At 43.3% G+C, this 20,724-nt stretch carries 18 protein-coding genes and 1 pseudogene; 15 read left to right on the top strand and 4 right to left on the bottom strand.

Features of this window, described 5'->3' with window-relative positions:
• Positions 1-25: 25 nt before the first annotated feature.
• The 12 genes and pseudogenes from AC2EXB_RS16785 (at position 26) to AC2EXB_RS16730 (ending at position 13,738) form a co-directional block, all read left to right on the top strand.
• Positions 26-1,513 carry a glutamate synthase subunit beta gene (locus AC2EXB_RS16785; RefSeq protein ID WP_483602423.1) on the top strand — a complete coding sequence of 496 codons (1,488 nt, stop codon included), beginning with the start codon at positions 26-28 and terminating at the stop codon, positions 1,511-1,513.
• A 237-nt stretch (positions 1,514-1,750) separates the two neighbouring features.
• Positions 1,751-2,173 carry a hypothetical protein gene (locus AC2EXB_RS16780; RefSeq protein WP_483602422.1) on the top strand — a complete coding sequence of 141 codons (423 nt, stop codon included), beginning with the start codon at positions 1,751-1,753 and terminating at the stop codon, positions 2,171-2,173.
• A gap of 87 nt (positions 2,174-2,260) precedes the next feature.
• A complete protein-coding gene (locus AC2EXB_RS16775) occupies positions 2,261-3,166 on the top strand; it encodes an HD-GYP domain-containing protein (RefSeq protein WP_483602421.1) in 906 nt (301 codons plus the stop codon).
• Positions 3,167-3,332: 166 nt separating this feature from the next.
• Entirely contained in the window at positions 3,333-3,863 is a 531-nt protein-coding gene (locus AC2EXB_RS16770) for a hypothetical protein (protein ID WP_483602420.1), read from the top strand.
• Positions 3,864-3,966: 103 nt separating this feature from the next.
• On the top strand, positions 3,967-5,430 hold the full coding sequence (locus AC2EXB_RS16765) for a circularly permuted type 2 ATP-grasp protein (RefSeq protein ID WP_483602419.1): 1,464 nt from the start codon (positions 3,967-3,969) through the stop codon (positions 5,428-5,430).
• Positions 5,423-6,307, top strand: a pseudogene (locus AC2EXB_RS16760) (alpha-E domain-containing protein); the annotation flags it as partial. The gene AC2EXB_RS16765 and the pseudogene AC2EXB_RS16760, both read left to right, overlap by 8 nt.
• Positions 6,308-6,442: 135 nt before the next feature.
• Positions 6,443-7,294, top strand: a complete 852-nt coding sequence (locus tag AC2EXB_RS16755) for a transglutaminase family protein (protein WP_483604778.1) — start codon at positions 6,443-6,445, stop codon at positions 7,292-7,294.
• A 95-nt stretch (positions 7,295-7,389) separates the two neighbouring features.
• Positions 7,390-8,835: a DEAD/DEAH box helicase gene (locus tag AC2EXB_RS16750; RefSeq protein ID WP_483602418.1), complete on the top strand. Its 1,446-nt coding sequence runs from the start codon at positions 7,390-7,392 to the stop codon at positions 8,833-8,835.
• A gap of 251 nt (positions 8,836-9,086) precedes the next feature.
• Positions 9,087-9,653 (top strand): 3D domain-containing protein, encoded by a 567-nt coding sequence (locus AC2EXB_RS16745; protein ID WP_235197344.1) that lies wholly within the window; start codon positions 9,087-9,089, stop codon positions 9,651-9,653.
• A 274-nt stretch (positions 9,654-9,927) separates the two neighbouring features.
• A complete protein-coding gene (locus AC2EXB_RS16740) occupies positions 9,928-11,454 on the top strand; it encodes a phytoene desaturase family protein (protein WP_483602417.1) in 1,527 nt (508 codons plus the stop codon).
• Entirely contained in the window at positions 11,451-12,908 is a 1,458-nt protein-coding gene (locus AC2EXB_RS16735; RefSeq protein ID WP_483602416.1) for a phytoene desaturase family protein, read from the top strand. Before AC2EXB_RS16740 ends, AC2EXB_RS16735 begins: the two co-directional genes overlap by 4 nt.
• Positions 12,908-13,738 (top strand): phytoene/squalene synthase family protein, encoded by an 831-nt coding sequence (locus AC2EXB_RS16730; protein WP_483602415.1) that lies wholly within the window; start codon positions 12,908-12,910, stop codon positions 13,736-13,738. Before AC2EXB_RS16735 ends, AC2EXB_RS16730 begins: the two co-directional genes overlap by 1 nt.
• A gap of 60 nt (positions 13,739-13,798) precedes the next feature.
• Here AC2EXB_RS16730 and AC2EXB_RS16725 read toward each other — a convergent pair whose 3' ends face one another.
• From AC2EXB_RS16725 to AC2EXB_RS16710, 4 genes are read right to left on the bottom strand one after another with little or no spacing between them, the layout of a single operon-like run.
• Entirely contained in the window at positions 13,799-15,274 is a 1,476-nt protein-coding gene (locus tag AC2EXB_RS16725) for a phytoene desaturase family protein (protein ID WP_483602414.1), read from the bottom strand.
• The gene (locus AC2EXB_RS16720; protein WP_483602413.1) at positions 15,271-16,374 is read right to left on the bottom strand and encodes a glycosyltransferase family 2 protein; all 1,104 of its coding nucleotides are present in this window, start codon (positions 16,372-16,374) and stop codon (positions 15,271-15,273) included. The genes AC2EXB_RS16725 and AC2EXB_RS16720 overlap by 4 nt, the downstream gene beginning before the upstream one ends.
• The gene (locus AC2EXB_RS16715) at positions 16,374-17,051 is read right to left on the bottom strand and encodes a lysophospholipid acyltransferase family protein (RefSeq protein ID WP_235197339.1); all 678 of its coding nucleotides are present in this window, start codon (positions 17,049-17,051) and stop codon (positions 16,374-16,376) included. Before AC2EXB_RS16715 ends, AC2EXB_RS16720 begins: the two co-directional genes overlap by 1 nt.
• A complete protein-coding gene (locus AC2EXB_RS16710; RefSeq protein ID WP_483602412.1) occupies positions 17,048-17,806 on the bottom strand; it encodes a carotenoid biosynthesis protein in 759 nt (252 codons plus the stop codon). The genes AC2EXB_RS16715 and AC2EXB_RS16710 overlap by 4 nt, the downstream gene beginning before the upstream one ends.
• A gap of 473 nt (positions 17,807-18,279) precedes the next feature.
• Here AC2EXB_RS16710 and AC2EXB_RS16705 point away from each other — a divergent pair, with 473 nt between their 5' ends.
• From AC2EXB_RS16705 to AC2EXB_RS16695, 3 genes are all read left to right on the top strand, one after another.
• Positions 18,280-19,122: a MurR/RpiR family transcriptional regulator gene (locus AC2EXB_RS16705; RefSeq protein ID WP_235197337.1), complete on the top strand. Its 843-nt coding sequence runs from the start codon at positions 18,280-18,282 to the stop codon at positions 19,120-19,122.
• Between the two features lie 72 nt (positions 19,123-19,194).
• Positions 19,195-20,037, top strand: coding sequence for a transporter substrate-binding domain-containing protein (locus tag AC2EXB_RS16700; protein ID WP_483602411.1), 843 nt, complete (start codon positions 19,195-19,197; stop codon positions 20,035-20,037).
• A gap of 20 nt (positions 20,038-20,057) precedes the next feature.
• Positions 20,058-20,723, top strand: a complete 666-nt coding sequence (locus AC2EXB_RS16695; protein WP_235197335.1) for an amino acid ABC transporter permease — start codon at positions 20,058-20,060, stop codon at positions 20,721-20,723.
• Position 20,724 lies beyond the last annotated feature (1 nt).

Here is a 20,724-nt window from a genome sequence, read left to right as displayed (position 1 = left end):
GCAAGTAAAGAATTGGAGGGGTTTGATGGGAAAAGCGACTGGTTTCATGGAATACAGCCGGCAAACAGTGAAAGAACGAGATCCGGCAGTACGGAAAAAAGATTGGTCGGATTATACAATCCCTCTTTCAGATGAAGAAGTGAGAAAGCAGGGGGCACGCTGCATGGATTGCGGCGTGCCGACATGCCAATCCGGCATGGAGTTGGAAGGATCGACGACGGGTTGCCCAGTTTACCATTTAATTCCTGAATGGAATGACTTGGTGTACCGGGGGCAATGGAAGGAAGCATTGCGGCGGGAACACGTTATGAACAATTTCCCGGAATTTACAGGAATGGCTTGTCCAGCTCCTTGCGAAGGGGCTTGTGTCCTCGGAATCAATGAACCGCCAGTAGCTATCCGGACAGTTGAGCGTTCCATCATCGAAAAAGGGTTTGCGGAAGGGTGGGTCGTTCCGGAACCGCCTCTTTCAAGAACCGGCAAAAAAGTGGCGGTTATCGGCTCGGGTCCAGCTGGATTAGCGGCTGCAGCCCAATTGAATAAAGCGGGGCACCTCGTGACCGTGTTTGAAAGAAGCGACCGAGTCGGAGGTTTGCTGACTTATGGAATCCCGGAAATGAAATTATCGTATGACGTCGTGCTTCGCCGCGTCAAAATTTTGGAACAAGAAGGCATCACATTTATTACAAATACTGAAGTTGGAAAAGATTATCCGGTATCAGCGCTTCGCTCGGATTTTGATGCTGTGATTATGTGCACAGGAGCTGCTGTACATCGTGATATCGTTGTAGAAGGCCGTGATTTGAAAGGCGTCCATTACGCAATGGATTTCTTGCATGCCAATACGAAAAGTTTACTGGATTCGAATTTAGCGGATGGCAATTATATTTCCGCTGAAGGAAAAAATGTGATTGTCATTGGCGGTGGAGATACGGGAACAGACTGCCTGGCCACATCCGTTCGCCACAATTGCAAAAGCTTAGTGCAATTTGATGTCTACGATAAAAAAGGCGCATTGCGCGATGACTTAGGAAACCCATGGCCGCAATATCCACGTGTGCACCGGGTGGAATATGGACAAAAAGAAGCGGCAGCTGCTTTCGGGGAAGATCCACGAGCGTTCGCTGTTATGACAAAGAAGTTTGTAGGCGATGAAAATGGCCAGCTTAAAGAAGTTCATACGGTAAACGTCAAGTTGAAAATCGATGAATCAGGCAACCGCATCCGCGAAGAAATTCCGGGAACCGAAAAAGTCTGGAAAGCGGACCTTGTCTTGATTGCGATCGGATTTAGCGGACCTGACCAGAAATTCATTGAACAGATGGAAGTTGAAACAAGCACAAATTCTACGGTCAACGCGGAGTATGGAAAATACACAACCAATGTCGAAGGCGTTTTTGCAGCTGGAGATATGCGAAGAGGCCAGAGCCTGATTGTATGGGCGATTAATGAAGGAAGAGAAGCAGCAAGAGAATGCGACCGTTATTTGATGGGCTCAACTATATTGCCTTGATTTTTGGAAGATCAGACATTTGTCTGGTCTTTTTTAGGTGAAAAGTCTTTACAAAAATAGAATAGAAAGAAAATTTAGAAAATGTTGTGTAAAAAACATGATTCATATATACTATAATAGGTGCATCGAGATTAACTTTAATAGGTATAACTGCTAGGCTCGAAAGAATCAGGCATTACTACATAGAACAGTTAAACTTGTGTTCACCACATCATTTAATTGTCGGGAGGAAGAAGAATGTTCAAAAAAGGTTTTGTTGCATTGTTACTATCTGTACTTCTTGCTGTTATGGTTGGAACTACTGCTTTTGCTCAAGAAGCAGTGATAACTCCAGAAATCGCACAAGCGCTTAACGAAGTGGAACAAGTAAATGCTGAAATTTACGATGTAATTGCAAAAGGGCAAGCCCAGGCAGATCAATTATATGAAGACTATCTTTTAGCTGTTAGTGAAGCTGGAGACCCGGCTTTGTTGAAAGCGGATTATGAACAAAAATTGACGAAAATCATTTCTGAAGTTGACGTGAAGACTCAAGAAATTACACGCCGTGGTGTTGAAAAAGCCAGAGAATCAGGGCTAAATGTGGAAATCGAATGGATTCCTGTCCAGTTCGCAGATCGCATCGCCTTAATCGATCCAATCAAAGTAGTTGGATGGTAATTACCATTGGATAAAACCTCATAGATACAGTAAGATGAGAGTATCGGGAAACCGATACTCTCATCTTTTTCTAAAGGACGTGTAATCGTGAAAGGCTTAGACATATTGAAGAATGGATATCTCGAAAAAGTGAATAATGATTCGACAACTCTAAGCTTGCTTGGACGAGGAGAGGGTTTGGAAATGATGAAGCAGACGATTCTCAAAGATCGATTGTTTATTCTTTTTCCAAGTGAAGAGGCAGATGTTCTAGAATTTTACTACATACTAGAAGGCGAAATTGAAGCGGAAATTGATGGGGAGAAAGTTAAGTTAGGTGCCCATGACTTTTTTTCTGCAAAGAATTTAAACGGAACCATAGATTTTCTGACGAAATCTGATGTTACCTTACTTTCTGTTTCGACTGCTCCAGCTTTTCAATTTTTAAGCGAAGAAATTAAAGAGTTGCGAAAAATTGGGGAAGCTGTTGAGCAAAAAGACCGCTACACTTTTAACCATAGCTCACGCGTTGCACATTACGCAGTAAAAACAGCCACTGAAATGAAATTGCCTAAACAAAGAGTTCAAAATTTATATCTTGCTGCTATTCTCCATGACATCGGCAAGATTAATATACCTAAAATTGTATTGCAAAAACCTGATAAATTGACTGATGCTGAATTCGAGCTGGTTAAAAAACATCCTGGAGACGGAGCTGAAATGATCAGGCATACACCTTACGCAGAGCTTGCGGATATTGTTGAGCAGCATCATGAACGAGTGAATGGGCGAGGCTATCCGTTCGGTTTAGTGGATGAAGAAATTTTAATGGAAGCGAAAATCATCGGTGTCTGCGATACGTTCGATGCGATGACGGAAGACCGTGCTTACCGAAAAGCCTTTACCGCTGAGTTCGCTTTGACGGAAATTAAGCAACTTGCGGGCATCCAATACGATCCGGAAGTAGTCGAGGCCTTTGAACAAGTGATAAAAGAAGAAGGCAAAATTACGTAAAAAGCTAAAGCTTTTTCACATGGCAAAATTGAATGAGTTGTATAATTTATGTGGCACCTTTGGCTTAGAAGGTGTCTTTCTTTTTTCCTTTTTTATGTTTGAAATAGGCTAAAACAGTCAATACTATGAGCACAGTGTATTTTAAAACTGAAAAGGAGAGATGAAAATGGCTAGAAATTCAGGCGGTATGTTTGGCAAGCTTGTGTTATTAGGCGTCGGTGCAGTAATTGGTGCAGCAATGACCCAGAAAAAAGTAGATTCCAACGGCAATGAAACTTCTCAAGCCGGCAATTTGAAAGAGAATGTAAAGAAAGGGCTAGACCGCTTCAATGAACAATCAGGCGGCATGGTCGACAAAGTGAAACCAGGCGTGAGCAAAGCGATGGAAACAGTCAAAAGTGCCATTGAAGGCCAGCAAAAAATGATGGATAAAGAAAAAGACATGTTGGATAAAGCCAACCAAACTTTGCAGGATGAAGTGGGCGGCACGTCTACTAAAGATTCTTCTTCCACATCAAAAACGGCTGGGTCCAGTGCTTCAGACTCATCAAATACGAGTTCTTCAAGCAGTGTTTCTCCAGACACTTCAACCCCGAGCGGCGGAGTCTATGGCGGCAGTACGGATTACAGTGAGTCATTGAAAAAAGATTTATCAAATGATTCTTCTTCAGCCGATAAATCGACTTTCGACAAATAAAAGTGAATATCCCAACAGAAAAGCTATTGCTCGCAAGCCTATGAGCTATAGCTTTTTTTAAGCTTTAAAATTAACGGAATATTAAGAAAGGTCGAGTTGTATTATGTTTAATTCCTATCAGGTCAAGCCTTTTTTCGATGAGATGTTCAACGAGCAAAAGGTTCCGAAACCGCATTATCGGAAGTTTTACGACATACTGCAGCGGTTTACCGAAGAAGAGCTTAAAGAAAAGCATGATACAGCTCAGCTTGCATTCTTGCGGCAAGGGATTACGTTCACGGTTTACAACAACAATGTCGGGACGGAAAGGACCATGCCATTTGATTTTGTGCCGATTATCATCTCTCGGGACGAATGGCAAACAATTGAAAAAGGAATGATTCAGCGTACGGAAGCTCTTAACCGATTTCTCGATGATGTCTATCATGAACAGAAAATCCTCGAAGACGGCATCGTGCCCCGATATTTAGTTGAAGAAAATCCCTATTATTATTCAAAGCAAGTGAAAGGGATTGATATTCCTCTCAAGAATCATATTTTCCTGGCTGGCATCGATTTGATACGCGATGAATTTGGGAAATACCATGTTCTTGAAGACAATCTGCGAAATCCTTCGGGCATGTCTTATGTGTACCAGAATCGTTATGTCATGAGACAGGTCTATCCCGATTTCTTCGCTAACCATTCCGTGCATGCGCTTGAACATCAATTGTCTTATCTTCACCAAGCCATGCTCGACCATATGCCGAACACCTCGAATGAAAAACCTTTTGCGGTTTTATTGACACCAGGAATGTACAACTCAGCATATTATGACCATGTTTTTTTGGCTCAGCAAATGGGCATCGACTTAGTGGAGGGCAGGGACTTGATCGTCGAGAAGAATATCGTCTACATGAAATCGATCCGCGGGCTGCAGCGGGTGGACATCATCTACCGCCGGATCGATGACGATTTTCTTGATCCGCAAGCTTTCAGAGCGGATTCAGCACTTGGAGTGCCTGGGCTGCTTGAAGCTTACCGGAACGGGAATGTAGCCATATTAAATGGCATCGGAAACGGTGTTGCAGACGATAAGGCAATTTATGCATATGTGCCTGACATGATTCGCTACTACCTGGGCGAAGAGCCGATTATCGATAATGTCAAAACGTATTTGCTTAGCAATAAAGAAGATCGTGAATGGGTTCTTGATCATCTTGAAGAACTCGTCGTTAAAAATGTTGGATCATCAGGCGGCTACGATATGCTTGTCGGTCCCCATGCCTCGAAAGAGCTGATAGAGAAATTCCGGGAGAAAATCATCGAATCTCCTCATCAATATATTGCCCAGCCCACTATTAAGCTTTCAAGGGCCCCTGCCTATCAAGGTGAAGAGTTTTATCCGTGCCATGTAGACTTGCGGGTATTTGTCATGAGAGGCAAGGAAACGAAAGTGCTTCCGGGAGGCCTTTCGCGAGTCGCCCTGAAGCAAGGCTCTTTAGTAGTGAATTCCTCTCAAGGGGGCGGCGGTAAAGACACGTGGGTGTATAAAGAAAAAGAGGATAGGGGGCTTCTTGATGCTTAGCCGAGTAGCGAATGCCTTATATTGGATGTCGCGGAATGCGGAAAGGGCAGAGAATAATGCCCGGATACTTGATGTGCAATTGCTTCAGATGATTGAAGCTTCAGATGAAGACTTGGTCAGAGATAGCGATTGGAAGCTGATTTATGAAATTTGTGCCACTCAGCAAGAATTGGATTATTTGAAAAAACAGCAAGCGCATGGCGAAGACCACTTGATCCATTATTTAGCGATAGATGATCAGAATTTGAATTCCATTTCGAATTGCGTGCGAATGGTAAGGGAGAATGCCCGGGTAAGCAGGGATCATATTATAGATGATTACTGGAAAACTTGGAACCGCTGTTATTTGGCTCTTCAAGATATAGACCGCAGTCAATGCGGGAATAGCCGAATCGGGCTGTTTTTGGAACGCGTGAAAACGACAGCCCTGACATCGCAAGGAATCGTCGAATCGTCGATGTCGAGAGGGGTCGAATACCAAATTATTAAAATCGGCAAATGGCTTGAACGGGCCGAAAAGACGGCCCGGATTTTAAACGTCGTTTGTGAACGGACGTATGAGCAGCAATTGGATGAGCAAACTGAGGATTATTATTACTGGCTATCGGCTTTAAGAATGACCAATGCTTATGAAGCGTATTTGAAATCGCATCCCCCGAAAATGGACCCTCGCCAAGTACTGAGCTTTTTAATTTCGAATAAAGCTTTTCCGCGTTCAATCCGCTACTGCCTTGATCATGTGAGGGAAGCGATTGACGTATTGGAAGAAGGGAAAGTCTCGCATTATTCATGGGAGCTCTATGCCAAATTGGATGAGATGCGGACTGAATTCAATGAAGTGAAAATCGAAGAATTCACGACAGATGAAATGATGGATTTTTTAAATCATTTCCAGGACGGCTGCAATGAAATTTCGCAGCTTTTCTCGAAGACCTATTATTTAATCGATCCAACAATACAAGATATGGGTTTCAGCCAGTCACAATCCATGAGTGCAGAGGAGATCAGTTCTATGAAATATCAAATTGAACATACCAATATTTTTAAATATGAAACCATTGTCGACCAAAGCATGAATTCAATTCGGCTGAAACCTAGGACCGACGAATGCCAGCGTCTGCTTTCTTATCGTGCCGATATCACGCCTGCCTCTTTAACAAAAGAGCATATCGATATTTGGGGGAATCACGTGGAAACTTTCTTCATTGCGGAACACCATCAGCATCTTGAAGTGAAAGCGAAGTCAATCGTGAGTATCCAAAAAAGTCCGTTTATTCACCGGATCGACTATTCACCGGAAATGAATGCGATTTTCCATTCGCAGTTGTTCAGCGAGCATTATTTGGCTTTTTTGAGCAATACAGCATATACGTATTTGTCGCCGGAACAGATGGCCCGGGTGGACGAGGAATTAGGCGAGATGACGAACCCGGTGCAGTATTCGATTGACGTCATGGAATATATCCATAACCATTTTACCTATGACGGGGAATCGACCAATGTGTCGACGAAAGCGGAGGAGTCATTTGAACTGCAAAAAGGAGTATGCCAAGATATCACCCATGTCATGTTGGGGATTCTGCGGGCAAAACAGATACCGGCGCGCTATGTGAGCGGCTATCTGTATGTAGGCGAAAACTCGGCGCTTGTCGGAGATGCAGCGAGCCATGCGTGGGTGGAAGTGATGGTTCCCGGAATCGGCTGGGTCGGCCTGGACCCAACTAATAACGTAGAAGCTTTGGAACATCATATCCGTGTCGGAGTCGGCCGGGATTATAATGATGTCAGCCCGGTCCAGGGTGTCTACCGCGGAGGAAGCCAGTCCCTTGAAGTGAAAGTTTCCGTCAGTCTTCTGGATCAATGACAGTAGTTTCAATAATTGATTTACGGCAAAAAAATCCGTTCCGTGAGATAATGGAATAAGGTGTACGTTTTTGAACGGAAAAGGAGCAATAATAAATGAGCAATCAACAATTCAATGATTTTCAATTAAGTGAACCGATTTTACGGGCACTTGAAGGCCTTGGCTACAAGAGCCCGACCGAAGTACAGGAAAAAGTAATGCCAGCTGCGCTAAAGAAAACGGATGTAGCTGTGAAATCACAAACTGGCAGCGGGAAGACGGCGGCGTTCGGCATACCCATCTGTGAACTCGTAGATTGGGAAGAAAACAAGCCGCAAGCGGTGATTTTGACGCCAACGCGGGAATTAGCCGACCAAGTAAAAGAAGATATTACGAATATTGGACGCTTTAAACGCATAAAAGCAGCCGCAGTTTACGGCAAGCAGCCTTTCGCTTACCAGCAAGCCGAATTAAAACAGAAATGCCACGTTGTAGTGGGAACGCCAGGCCGTGTACTCGACCATATCGAACGAGAGACAATCGATTTAAGCCGCATCGCTTATTTGGTTCTGGACGAAGCGGATGAAATGTTGAACATGGGCTTCATTGAGCAAGTGGAATCCATTATCAACAAATTGCCGAAAGAGCGGACGACGATGCTGTTTTCTGCGACATTGCCGGAAAACGTTGAAAAGCTGCAGCAAAAATACATGAGGGATCCGGAACATATCGAGATTGCCTCAACGCACACATTAACGGATCAGATTGAACATTCACTTTATGTAGTAGATGAAAAAAGAAAGTTCTCTTTGCTGCGGGATGTCACCATTATAGAAAATCCAGATAGCTGCATTATCTTTTGCCGAACAAAAGACAATGTGGATTTCGTTATGGAACAACTTGAAAAACATTATTACACATGCGATAAATTGCATGGAGGAATGGTTCAAGAAGACCGTTTTGAAGTAATGAATGATTTTAAGCGCGGAGAATTCCGCTACTTGGTGGCGACGGATGTCGCAGCACGAGGCATTGATATCGACAGCATCACCCATGTCATCAATTACGATCTTCCGTTGGAAAAAGAAAGCTACGTTCACCGGGCAGGAAGAACAGGGCGTGCAGGCAAGACGGGGAAAGCGATTACGTTTGCTACACCTTACGAAGACAAGTTTTTAAATGAAATTGAGTCTTATATCGGTTTTGAATTGGAGCGGCAAGATGCGCCGTCTCAAGAAAGAGTAGCGGAGGCAGAAATAGCCTTCACTGAAAAAATGGAAAGCCGTCCAAAATTGAAGAAAAACAAAAATGAATTGGTCAATAAAGACATCATGAAATTGTATTTCAACGGCGGCAAGAAAAAGAAACTCCGTGCTTTTGATTTTGTCGGCACCTTGACGAGTATTCCGGGAATGACTGCGGAAGACATCGGAATCATTAAAATCCAAGATACGGTAACCTATATCGACATCTTAAACGGCAAAGGCCCGATGGTGCTGAAAGCCATGAAAGAGAAAACGGTCAAAGGCAAGACATTGAAGGTCCATAAAGCCAATAAATAAAGAGTATTTAGAGAGGTTCTGTCCGTACAGAATCTCTCTTTTTTTGTGGGCAAAAAGCTTCAGGCATTTTGACAACAAGGCAGTAAAAGAGAAAAGAAAATCATTGGAAACGAATTATTTAGAATATTCAGAGGTACTTTTGTCACAAAAAAGAACCCAATTGTAATAAAATGACCTACAGAATGTTACACAACTGTAATGTTTACATGCTATTTTGATTGTACTGCTAAAACAAAGAAGGAGAGAACAACTTGAAAAAACTACTTATAGTATTAAGTTTTGCACTAGTTTTGTTCCTTGGCATGTCACTTGAGAGCTCAGCAGCATCATCTACCTATACGGTTAAAAGTGGAGACACATTATATAAAATAGCAAAAACACAAAAAGTATCGGTTTCAAATTTGAAGTCATGGAATAATTTGAAGTCCAATACGATTCATCCGAAACAAAAGCTGAAACTTGTAAAGTCTACAGCAAAAACTGCATCTAAAACAAAAACGCCTTCGCGTTCTACTTCAGGTTCAGTGGTCAAAGAATTCACAGTTTCTGCATCTGCTTATACCGCATCATGCAAAGGCTGCTCAGGAATTACAAGAACCGGATTGAACTTAAAGAAAAACCCAGGCCTTAAAGTCATTGCAGTAGATCCAAAGGTGATCAAACTTGGTACAAAAGTCTATGTTGAAGGCTATGGCTATGCTGTTGCTGGAGACACTGGCGGAGCGATTAAAGGAAAGAAAATTGATGTCTTCATGCCATCGAAAAGCAATGCCCTTAAATGGGGACGGAAAAACGTAAAAATTAAAATTCTTAAGTAATTGAATATGTATAAAAAAAGCGCTGATCCAATCATTAAAATATTGGATCAGCGCTTTTTTGTATCTTTTTGGAAAGTGTATTGTTTATTTGTTTTTAAGAATGGGAAAGAGGGAAAGTTAGAATTGATTAGTGATATAGAAAGAATATAAAAATAAATTATTTTTCAGAATTTAAAAAGCTTATTTCTAGTTTTTTTTCATTATACGTCGTATAGTATTTGTATAATAAAAATATAGTTTAAACAGGACATTTGAAGCGGAATGAGGTCATATAATGAGAGAACGTATTGCAGTAGTGGGAGCCGGACCTGGCGGATTAGCAGCAGCGATGCTCCTTGCAGCCAAAGGTTACCAAGTAGACGTCTATGAAAAAAATGATAAAGTCGGTGGGCGCAATGCCGAATTGAATTTGGGGGAGTTTACTTTTGACACGGGACCGACCTTTTTGAGCATGCTGCACATCGTTGAAGAATTATTCGAGGCTTCCGGGCGCAAGTTGAGCGATTACATGAATGCAATTGAACTGGATCCGATGTATGAACTGGTGTTTGAAGACCAGAATTTAATCATGACACGGAACCATAAAGAAATGAGAGCGCAAATTGACGAAAATTTCAAAGGCAATGGAGAAGGCTACGAACGGTTTATGAAAGAAACCGGGAAAAAATTAGAGGTGTTATCACCGATCCTCCAATCGCGGATGGATAAATTCATCCATATGATGCAGCCGAAAGTGATTAAAGCGTTGCCAGAACTTGAAGTCAATAAAACGCTTTATCAAGTCCTATCACGCTATTTTAAAGATGAACGCCTAAAGATGGCTTTCGCATTCCAGTCGAAATATCTGGGCATGTCCCCATGGGAATGTCCGGGCGCTTTTTCAATTCTTTCTTATATGGAACATGCTTATGGCATCTTCCATCCAATCGGGGGCGTTAACCAGCTTTCTCAGGCGATGGCCAAAGTAGTCGAAGAATTGGGAGGAACGATTCATACAGGCCGTGGGGTCAAAAAACTATGGATCGAGAATCGGGCTGTAAAAGGGCTGGATTTTGAAGATGGGACGCGCATTGAGGCGGATGAAGTTGTCATCAACGGAGATTTTGCCCATGTCATGAACCATCTGGTAGAGCCTGGCATCCTCAAAAAATATACACCAGAAAAACTGGAGAAGAAAAAATATTCATGTTCGACATTTATGATCTATCTGGGGCTAGATAAGAAATACGATTTGTCACATCATACAATCGTCTTCTCAAAAGATTACAAGAAAAATGTAGAGGAAATAACGAATTCACGCATTCTTTCTGAAGATCCTTCAATTTATATCCAAAATGCCAGTGTGACAGATCCGACGCTTGCACCGGAAGGAAAATCGGCTTTATATATTCTAGCTCCTGTTCCGAATAATTTCAGCGATATCGGCTGGGAAAATGAGCAGGAAGCTTTCCGTGACCTTGTGCTGGATATAATAGAAGAAAAAACGCAATTCAAAGGTCTGCGCGACCATATTGAAGTGGAAAAACTCCTCACTCCTTTTGGTTGGGAACAAGACTATTCGGTTTATAAAGGTGCCACGTTCAACTTAGGACACCAATTAACTCAGATGATGGTTTTCCGCCCGCACAATAAATTCGAGGAATTGGATAATTGCTGGTTAGTCGGCGGCGGCACTCATCCCGGAAGCGGTCTTCCGACCATTCTTGAATCTGCCCGCATTTCGACCAATGGCATTTTGGAACAGCATGGAAGAAAAACACTTCCTGTTTCTCCGCTTCCTGCATTGGAGGGGTTCGCATGAACGTCGCAATTATCGGCGGAGGCGTCGGAGGATTGATGGGTGCTTTATACCTGACACAACAAGGATACGACGTCACCATCTATGAAAAAGACAGCCAATTAGGCGGACGCCTTCGCTTCGTCGAAAAAGACGGTTACCGAATTGATGAAGGGCCGACCATCGTCCTTCTTCCGGAAATGTTTCAGGAATTATTAGGCGAAGCGGGAATATCGAAACAGCGATACGAACTGCTGCTTTGCGACCCTCTCTATACCATTCGTTTCCCGGACGGAAAAGTCTACACGAAATACCCGGATATTCAAAGGCAAGCCGAAGAAGTGGAACGCACGTTTCCTGGAGAAAAAGAAGGTTTTCTGCGTTTTATGGCAGAAGGGCGAGAACGTTTTGAAATTGGCAAGTCTGCTTTCCTTGAACATTCTTTTGTGAAAAAATCGGATTTCTGGACGCCGGGCAATGTCAGAAACCTTTTAAAGCTAAAACCGCAGCAATCTGTAAAGAAACTGATGTCTAATTATTTCCGGGATGAGCGGCTTCAATTAGCTTATACGCTGCAGGCGCTTTATATTGGTGGAGATCCATTTAACGCTCCGGCTATGTATTCGCTTGTGCCGTTCAGTGAACATGAACATGGTGTGCATTATTTAAAAGGCGGTTATGGAAGCCTGATTCCGCTGTTGGAAAGTGAATTAAGGAGCCGTCCGAATCTCAAGATACATACGGACCATCCTGTGGAGAATATAGTTGTGGAACGTGATCAAGTAAAAGGAATCGAAACAAAAGAAGGATTTAAGGGCTATGATGCCGTAATCTATAATGGAGACTTCCCATCCATTGGAGAAGTATTGCCGCAAGCGAAGAAAAGGGAATTTACACCTTCCTCTGGCTGCGTCCTGCTTTATTTTGGTTTAGACCGTGTGTATGAAAATGTGAATGTCCACCAATTCTTCATTGGAAAAAGTTACAGCGACCATATGAAACACGTATTTTCAGATAAAAAATTACCTGACGATCCGGCTTTCTACACTTTCCATCCATCCATTATCGACGATTCTTTGGCGCCGGAAGGCAAAGGTGTCATGTATGTTTTGATTCCTGTCCCTGCAGGTACGGATATTCAGTGGGCAGAAGAAAAAGAGTGGATTGACGGTGTGATTGATCGCATGGAAGAATTGGCATTTCCCGATTTCAGAGAAGCTGTGGAATGGATGGAAGTGCGTACGCCTACTGAAGCTGAAGCTTTTGGGCTGTTTCAGGGAGGCAGTTTTGGAATCGGGCCGACATTGTTTCAATCTGGGGTTTTCCGTCCGCAAGTCAAGCCTTTTAAAACACAGGGGCTCTACGCAGTCGGAGCTTCAGTTCATCCAGGCGGAGGCATTCCGATTGTCATGCAAGGAGCAAAACTACTCGCTGAACAAGTCCAACGTGATTTAACGAGTGAAGGGAGCGGTTCATAATGGATTTAAAAGAAGCCTATCTTTATTGTGAAGAAGTGATTGCAGCAAACTCCAAGAGCTTTTACCGAACATTTTCTTTATTGCCTAAAGCCAAGAAGAAAGCAGTTTGGGGAGTGTATACCTTTTGCCGGACTGTCGATGATATCGTAGATGAAGGGGATAATCCGGCAGTAGAGCTGGAAAGCTTCAAGCAGGAGTTCAACGAATTCCTACAGGGCAATTTTGATTCGGAAAATCCGATGTGGGTCGCTTTAGCAGATGTATTTGACCGTTATGACATGGAAGCAGAACCATTCCATGCCTTGATCAAAGGACAGGAAATGGATTTGACCATCAAACGCTATTATTCCGTAGAAGAATTATTGACTTACAGCTATCACGTAGCCAGCACGGTCGGCTTGATGCTTTTGCCGATTCTTGCGCCTAACAAAATCCAGGTGCTTCACGAAGGGGCGATTGCTCTCGGGCATGCGATGCAAATCACAAATATTTTACGGGATATCGGAGAAGATTTGGAAATTGGTCGAATTTATCTTCCAGCCGAAGTGATGCAGAAAAACGGTTTTGCCGAAGAGGAACTGTATTCTGGGACGGTCAGCCCTGAATTTATCGCCATGTGGGAAGAAATGGCCGAACTTGCTGAACATTATTACCGCTCCGCTTTCGAAACCATTCATGAGTATCCAATGGATGCCAGAATTCCTGTAAAAGGGGCGGGACTCGTTTATAAAGAAATCCTTACCACAATCCGTGCGAAAAACTACAATGTCTTCAACGAAAAACATTTTGTGCCGGATGAATCTAAAAAAGCGATTCTGGCTTGCCTTTAATCAGTCAGTGCGATAAATGAAAAAGACGACGGGAAATGATCCATTTCCCGTCGTCTTTTTTTATCGGTATTTTTTGATGATCCGCTTGGCTAAATTCTGGCCGCTCATCGTCACCATCGGGGACCCGCCGCCAGGATGTGTGCTGCCGCCGATGAAATACAAGTCTTTGATGTCACTGCTGGCATTTGAAGGTCGCAGGAAAGCGTCTTTTTTTCGATGCGAGGACGGTCCATACAAAGCGCCTTGGTACGCCCCGAATTTTTCCTGGATAAAGGAAGAAGTAAAAACCTTGTCCTCGATCAGCGAGCTTCTGATATCAATTCCGTATCGATCCAAGTAATCGTAGATTTTTTCTTTATACTGCTCCGGCTCAATTTGAAGTTTGCCATTTTCATCAAGTGCCGGCGCGTTGACCAGGATGAATAGATTATCGCCATCAGGTGATACGGACGGGTCAGTATAGGAAGAGTTGCTGATATAGATGGTCGGCTCTTCGCTGTAGTCTTTTAGCGCAAACAATTCATGGAATTCTTTTTCGTAATCGCTTGAGAAAAAAACATTGTGATGCTTTAAGCCGTCTAAATGTTTATTCAGCGCAGCTGTGATGACAAAAGCAGAGATAGAAGGTTCGAATCGGCTGATTTTAGCATCTGTAAAGGAAGGGCGGTGTTCTTCGCTGACCAGTTTGGGGAAAGCTGATAACAGATCGCCGTTTAAAATCACAAGATCTGCATCTAGTGTTGAACCATCTGCCAATTCGACGCCTACTGCCTTTTTATCTTTTACCAGGATTTTTGAAACCTCGGTATTTTTCCGTAAAACTGCGCCTTGTTTCTCGGCAACTGCTGCAAAACCATTGGCAATTGACACGTTTCCTCCTTTTGCATAAAAAACTCCCTGCACCAATTCAAGATAAGCAATCATGGAAAAGGTAGCCGGCGCTTTAAAAGGAGAAGAACCGATATAAGTCGCATACCGATCAAGTGCTAGGATGAACTGCGGATTTGTAAAATAGCGTGAAAAGAAATGATGCATATTTTCCAATGGCCGGACTTTTAATAGGGACTTCCCTAAAGAAGGCGAAAGGTAATCGGTCCAGGATTGGAAGATGGAAGGGAAGAAATAGCGTTCAGACATATCGTATAGCCGGCTGACTTCTTTGATGAAATCAGGATAGCGGCCGGCATCTTTTTCGGAAAAAGACTGCAGCTGGCGAGCCATTTCGCTGGCATCTGAGCTGAAATCGATTTGTGTGCCGTCCGGAAAATGATTTCGTGTGTGCATTTTCACTGGCAGCAATTCGAAGTAATTTTCGGCCGGCTCGCCGGTTTGCTCGATGATGTTTTGAAAGACTTGAGGCATAGTGATGGTATTAGGGCCGAAATCGAAATGATGGCTGCCTAATTTTACAGGCATGAGTTTTCCGCCGTAATGGCTATTTTTTTCGATCAATTGAACCTTGAATCCGGCATGGGCAAGCGTGACTGCGGCAGACAAGCCACCGAGCCCGGCACCGATAATGATTACATCTTTCATGAATATTGCCTGCCTTTCCATGAATAGGTCTTCTTTCGCCAAGATTTCCACATGGCTGTGAGCAATACTGCAATCATTGCTGCGGCTTGAAAAGGCATGAGGAAGGCGAGAAGAACGCGCTGTTGTGTTTTGATAAGGACATAGCCTTGCTGCAGCACTGTCAGCAAATAAGGAAGGACGAAAAGGAATTCGCCTTTAAACAAACCGAAAACAGCTAAAAATAGAGGAGCAATGTAAAACAGCGTATAGAAAAGAGTCAAACCGCAAGCGATCAGCGGGGATCTGCCGATTCCGGTATAGCTATTTTTAAGAAAGCCTTCCCACACCTCGCTGTTCTTTTCGTACATTCGGCAACGGACCGATTTGGTGATATTCGCCAACAGCATTTTCTGGCCGGACGCTTTGATTTTTCTGGCGATATGTACGTCTTCTACAAGCGAACCGCGTACAGCAGCATGGCCGCCGATTTCGTCATAACTTTTCCTTTCGAACATCATCCACATTCCGTTTGCGGCTGTGGCTGCCGGCATTTTCGTATAATTGGCTAATGCGATCGGCAAGTGGAAAAACACCACAAAATGAAGCATCGGCACCATCAATTTACTGAGCAGCGGCGGCACATCGAATGCAGGAAAGCCGGAAAGCAAAGCTGCGTTTTTTTGTTTCATCAGGGAAAGGGTTTGCCCGACGCTGGAAGGAAGGAAGCGGATGTCGGCATCGGCAAACAGTAAATAGTCGCCGTGCGCCGCTTGCTGCAACTGATGGCAGGCATGTACTTTTCCTACCCAGCCATCCGGCAATTCTTTTCCTTGGATGATTTTAAAGCGGGTATCACCAGCGATTGCCAGCTCCAATAATTCCTGCGTCCGGTCAGTGGATTGGTCGTTCAGTACAATCATTTCCAGATGCGGATAATTCAATGCTTTCATCGAAGAAATGATCGTTTCTACATTTCGTTCTTCGTTGCGCATCGGCACCAAAACCGAAATGGCGGGTGTTTCCTTAGTGGAAAATGAAACCGGCAAGGCTGGAAGGAAAAAGCTGTTGAAGATGGTCCAAAGCAAAAAACAGGAGAGAAGCATAATATAGATGCTGAGCATCACGACTTCCTCCTTTTCCGGAGTTCCTGAAATGCATCCGTCTGTTCAGCCACAACAAATCCTTTTAATTCATCCAGGTGTTCTGTGCAGAAGGTTTCCAAAAAAGCGGTTTTCTCTTTTCTTTTCCCGCCTGGGATGTCTCGGTAGTAAAAGTCCTTCTTTTGGTCGATCCATACTTCCGGTTTCCGCTCATGCCGGAACGAATAGTAAAGGCTGATGGGGATGATTGGAATATCTGGACAGCGCTCCAGCAGATAGATGACGCCATTATGAAAAGTCAGCGGACGGCTTTCTTGGTGAAATTCATCGCCTTGCGGGAATAAGACCACCGATTTCCCATCCTTTAATAATTGTTCCGTATATTCAAGCGATGCCATAATGTCTTTCGGCTTTTTCCGGTTGATTGAAAAAGCGCCGAGAAAACGGAAATAAGGATAGCGCGTAAGTCCGCTTTCGTGCATCATCATGTGGATATCATGTTTCCAAAATTGTTTATTCAAATAAAAGAAAATCAATCCGTCCCACCAGGAACTGTGATTGGCGATGAAGATAACGGGCTTTTCGGACGGAGCTTCGATGCCCCGTCCGAAAAGATTGGAAAAAGAAGAGCGGAGCAAGGGCTTCAAATAGGAATCGAAGGCAAGCTCGAATGATTTTTTCTTTTTCGCTTTAATCATGAAATCCTCCTTCTCCAAGCTGTCATTGAGAAAATCACGGTCAATGCAGTGGTCACCCCTGCTGCAAGCCAAAGTTTTCCTAATAGGGCAAGCATCACGAACATGGCAATCATCAATACATAAAGCAAAGCCATGCGCTTTTCCGGTACTTCAGAATAGACTGCCAATGATTTGCGCTTCATCAGCCAATCGATCAGCATATGTAAGAGGAACGCTACGACAAACCAGCCGAAGAAATTGGTCCAAGGAATATCATAGTAAAAGCCGGTGTCTTCCCAAATCCAGTAGCCTTTAATGAGATATGCGACAGGGTCAATGATCAAGTCCATGATGACAGCCCCGATTCCGCCGATAATTGCATAAAGCACGCCGCCTGAAGGATAGATCCAGCGTGCCAGTACATGGGTGGTTGCCATGACCATCAGCCAAGCGAAACCGATGGCAATCGGGACGCCAAAAACATTCGGTGCAAATTTCTCCGTGTAATCATAGGAACCGAACAAAAAACCGACGCCAGCTCCCATTCCTTCGACCACAAAAGTAAAAATGAATATGACAGCACCTAAAATGCTCCCGGTAAATTTCCCGAATCTTTTCAGGAAATAAAGAAAACCTAAAGTGCCTGAAAGAATTAGAAAGAAAGCATTCGCCCACTCAAGCCAGGCAGGCAAGATATCAAACCCTAATAAGATGATGCCGATGCTGTACCAAAATAAAAACAACCGAAAAATCCAATCTTCCAAAGCCAAACTCATCACTCCGATACAATAGTTATACAACGAGTATAAGACATTTTAAGGGAAATAGCGTCCATCACACTCTATTTTCTCCATACCCTTCTTTTGTGGAAATACTTCTCCCGTCTCGACTTTCTCTTTTTCCTCATTTTTAAAAATCATTTACAGGAATTTGAAATAGCGTTTAGAAAATGAAAGACTAGGGAATGATTTTTCTAAGTCTTCGAAATCCTGCATATTTTTCTATTCCCCCTCTATTTTTTTAAAGATTTCATAGCACGATTTACATAATCTGATTTGGTCCATAATACGTAAGGAATATACCTATAACGTAGAAATAAGTTTGTATGAAACAAAAGTTTGTTAACTTTTTTAATTATTTATGATTATTTAATTAAGATGAATTTTCAGAGAATGGTTGCAGGAATTCCTGCATAATAGTATGCTTAATTTGTGGTATTGAGTAAGTTCTTGTTTTGGGGGCGTAGAATATGCAGGATTTACTGCGAATGGTTTCGGATTCTTATAAGGATTTTAGTTCCGGGCAAAAAAAGGTAGGAGATTTGTTTTTTCAAGAACCAATTTTTCTTGCATTTTCATCCGCTCTCGAAGTAGGAAGAAGAGTAAATGTCAGTGAATCGACGGTGATTCGATGGACACAAAAATTGGGATACAAAGGCTATGCGGAATTTCAGCAGATTGTTCAGCGGAAATTGGCGCAAGAGCGCATTGAGAAAGTGGAGGAAGAGCAGCCGGAACCATTGGCTGATCAATCTTTTCTGGAAAACCTGTTGGATGCGGATATTTCAAGCATCGTCAAACTGAAGAAATCGATGGATGAGGACAAACTGCTCTACGTAGTCGATCGAATCAGCCAGGCGGAGAATATTTGCATAACAGGAAATTTCTTTGATTTCGGGCTGATCCATTGGTTTGCCGAATGGCTCAATATGGCGCTCGGGAAAGCGGAAATGCTGATGCCTGACAATAGCCAGAGTTACAGCAGGCTGGCGAAGGTAGTGAAAGGCGACTTAGTTATTGCTTTTGCGTTTCCGCGCTACACGAAGCAATTGGACGGATTGCTCAGCACTGCCAAAAGCAAAGGGGCTGAAATCATCATTCTGACGGATTCCACGGAATCTCCAGCGATGAAATATGCCGATACTTCCCTGATTGTGACAGTCACTTCCAATTTGAACATCGATTCCTATACAGCCGTCCATGCCTTGCTGACGTCGATCATGCGTTTTGTTTACGTGAAGGACCATGCTAAAGTCCGGGACAATTTGACGAAGGTGGAAGCTGTATATCGGGATAACGACATTTTTTATTAGAACATACTTAATGACCGGCAATTCCCAAGCGGCTAAGCCGATTTGGACATTTATAAAAAAGGGGAGATTACTTTGAAAAAGAAATTATCATTTTTAGGGGTTATTTTATCAGCTGGAATGCTTATGGCAGCATGCGGAGGGTCCGATGATTCTTCAGATTCTTCAAGCTCATCAGGTTCTGAAGGCAGTGGAGACAGCGGATTGAATCTATTGGAAGAAGGTAAATTCACGACAGCTGCAAGTGGACTTTATAAACCATTTAACTACGAAGAAGGCGGCCAATTGACTGGCTTTGACATTGAAATTGGAGCTGCATTGGCAGAAGAGATGGGGCTGGAACATAATCCGGTAACCAACCCTTTTGAAACGATCATTCAAGGGCTGATCGGCAATAAATTTGATGCGATTATCGGATCAATGGCCATTACAGACGAACGTGCGGAAACAGTGGCGTTCTCAGACCCGTATTACCTGTCCGGCGGTAAAATTTGGGTGGCTGAAGGCAATACGGACATCAAAGAAGCAGCTGATCTAGAAGGCAAGAAAATCGGGATTGTTGCCCAAACAACATATGAACCGGCTGCAAAAGAGTACACAGATGATATCCAGTACTACAATAGTGATGTTGTCGCTTTGCAAGATTTAGTGCCAGGACGCGTAGATGCTGTCATCACAGCGGATGTTGTCGGATTCGAAGCACAGAACGCCGGTCTTGAAATCAAGGATATCGGAGAAAACCTATGGATTGAAGAAGCGGCAATTGCTGTACGCAAAGAAGACAAAGAATTATTGGATGAAGTCAACAGAGCTTTGGATGCAATCGTCGAGAATGGAACATATGCAGAGATTTCCGAAAAATGGTTCGGCACTAACCTTCTCGAAGTAGACACAGAAGGAATTGAAGTTCTGCGCTAAACTGAGAGAGGGGAATCGCCATGGAGACACTTCGTACGATATTCGATATTTTTATGACCACCTATCCAGGATTTTTAGAAGCGGTAGTCATTACGCTTGAACTCACAGCCATTTCGGTTGTGCTCGGTACGGTGCTGGGCTTGTTCTTTGCATTGATGAAAATATCGAATTCCAAAATCCTTCAAGGTATCGCAAATCTATATATCACCATTATTCGGGGAACTCCTTTACTGGTTCAGATCATGTTCCTGTATTTCGGGATCACACAGCTGATTATTTTGGATAATTTCTGGGCAGGAGCTATTGCTCTTGGCGTCCATAATGGTGCCTATATTGCCGAGATTTTCCGCGGTGCTATTCAAGGAATCGATTCGGGACAAACAGAAGCCAGTCGGGCTCTTGGAATGACGAACAACCAAGCGATGCGGAGAATTGTTTTTCCGCAAGCGCTTCGGCGTTCCATTCCGCCGCTTGGCAACCAGTTCATCATCACGCTGAAAGATTCGTCCCTCGTGTGGATGATCGGCGTAGCTGAACTGTTCTCAGTAGCCAACCGTTCCGCGGCAAGTTCGTTTAAACAGTTCGAGACCTTCATCGTTGTCGGTTTCTATTATTTAGTATTGGTCATGATTTTCACATACATTGTCAGATGGTATGAAAACAGACTGGATGTAGACAAAGCATAAA

It is taken from the genome of Planococcus alkaliphilus (assembly GCF_057031095.1).
The sequence above is the reverse complement of the archived record's forward strand: the minus strand, read 5'-3'. Positions and strand labels throughout refer to the sequence as shown.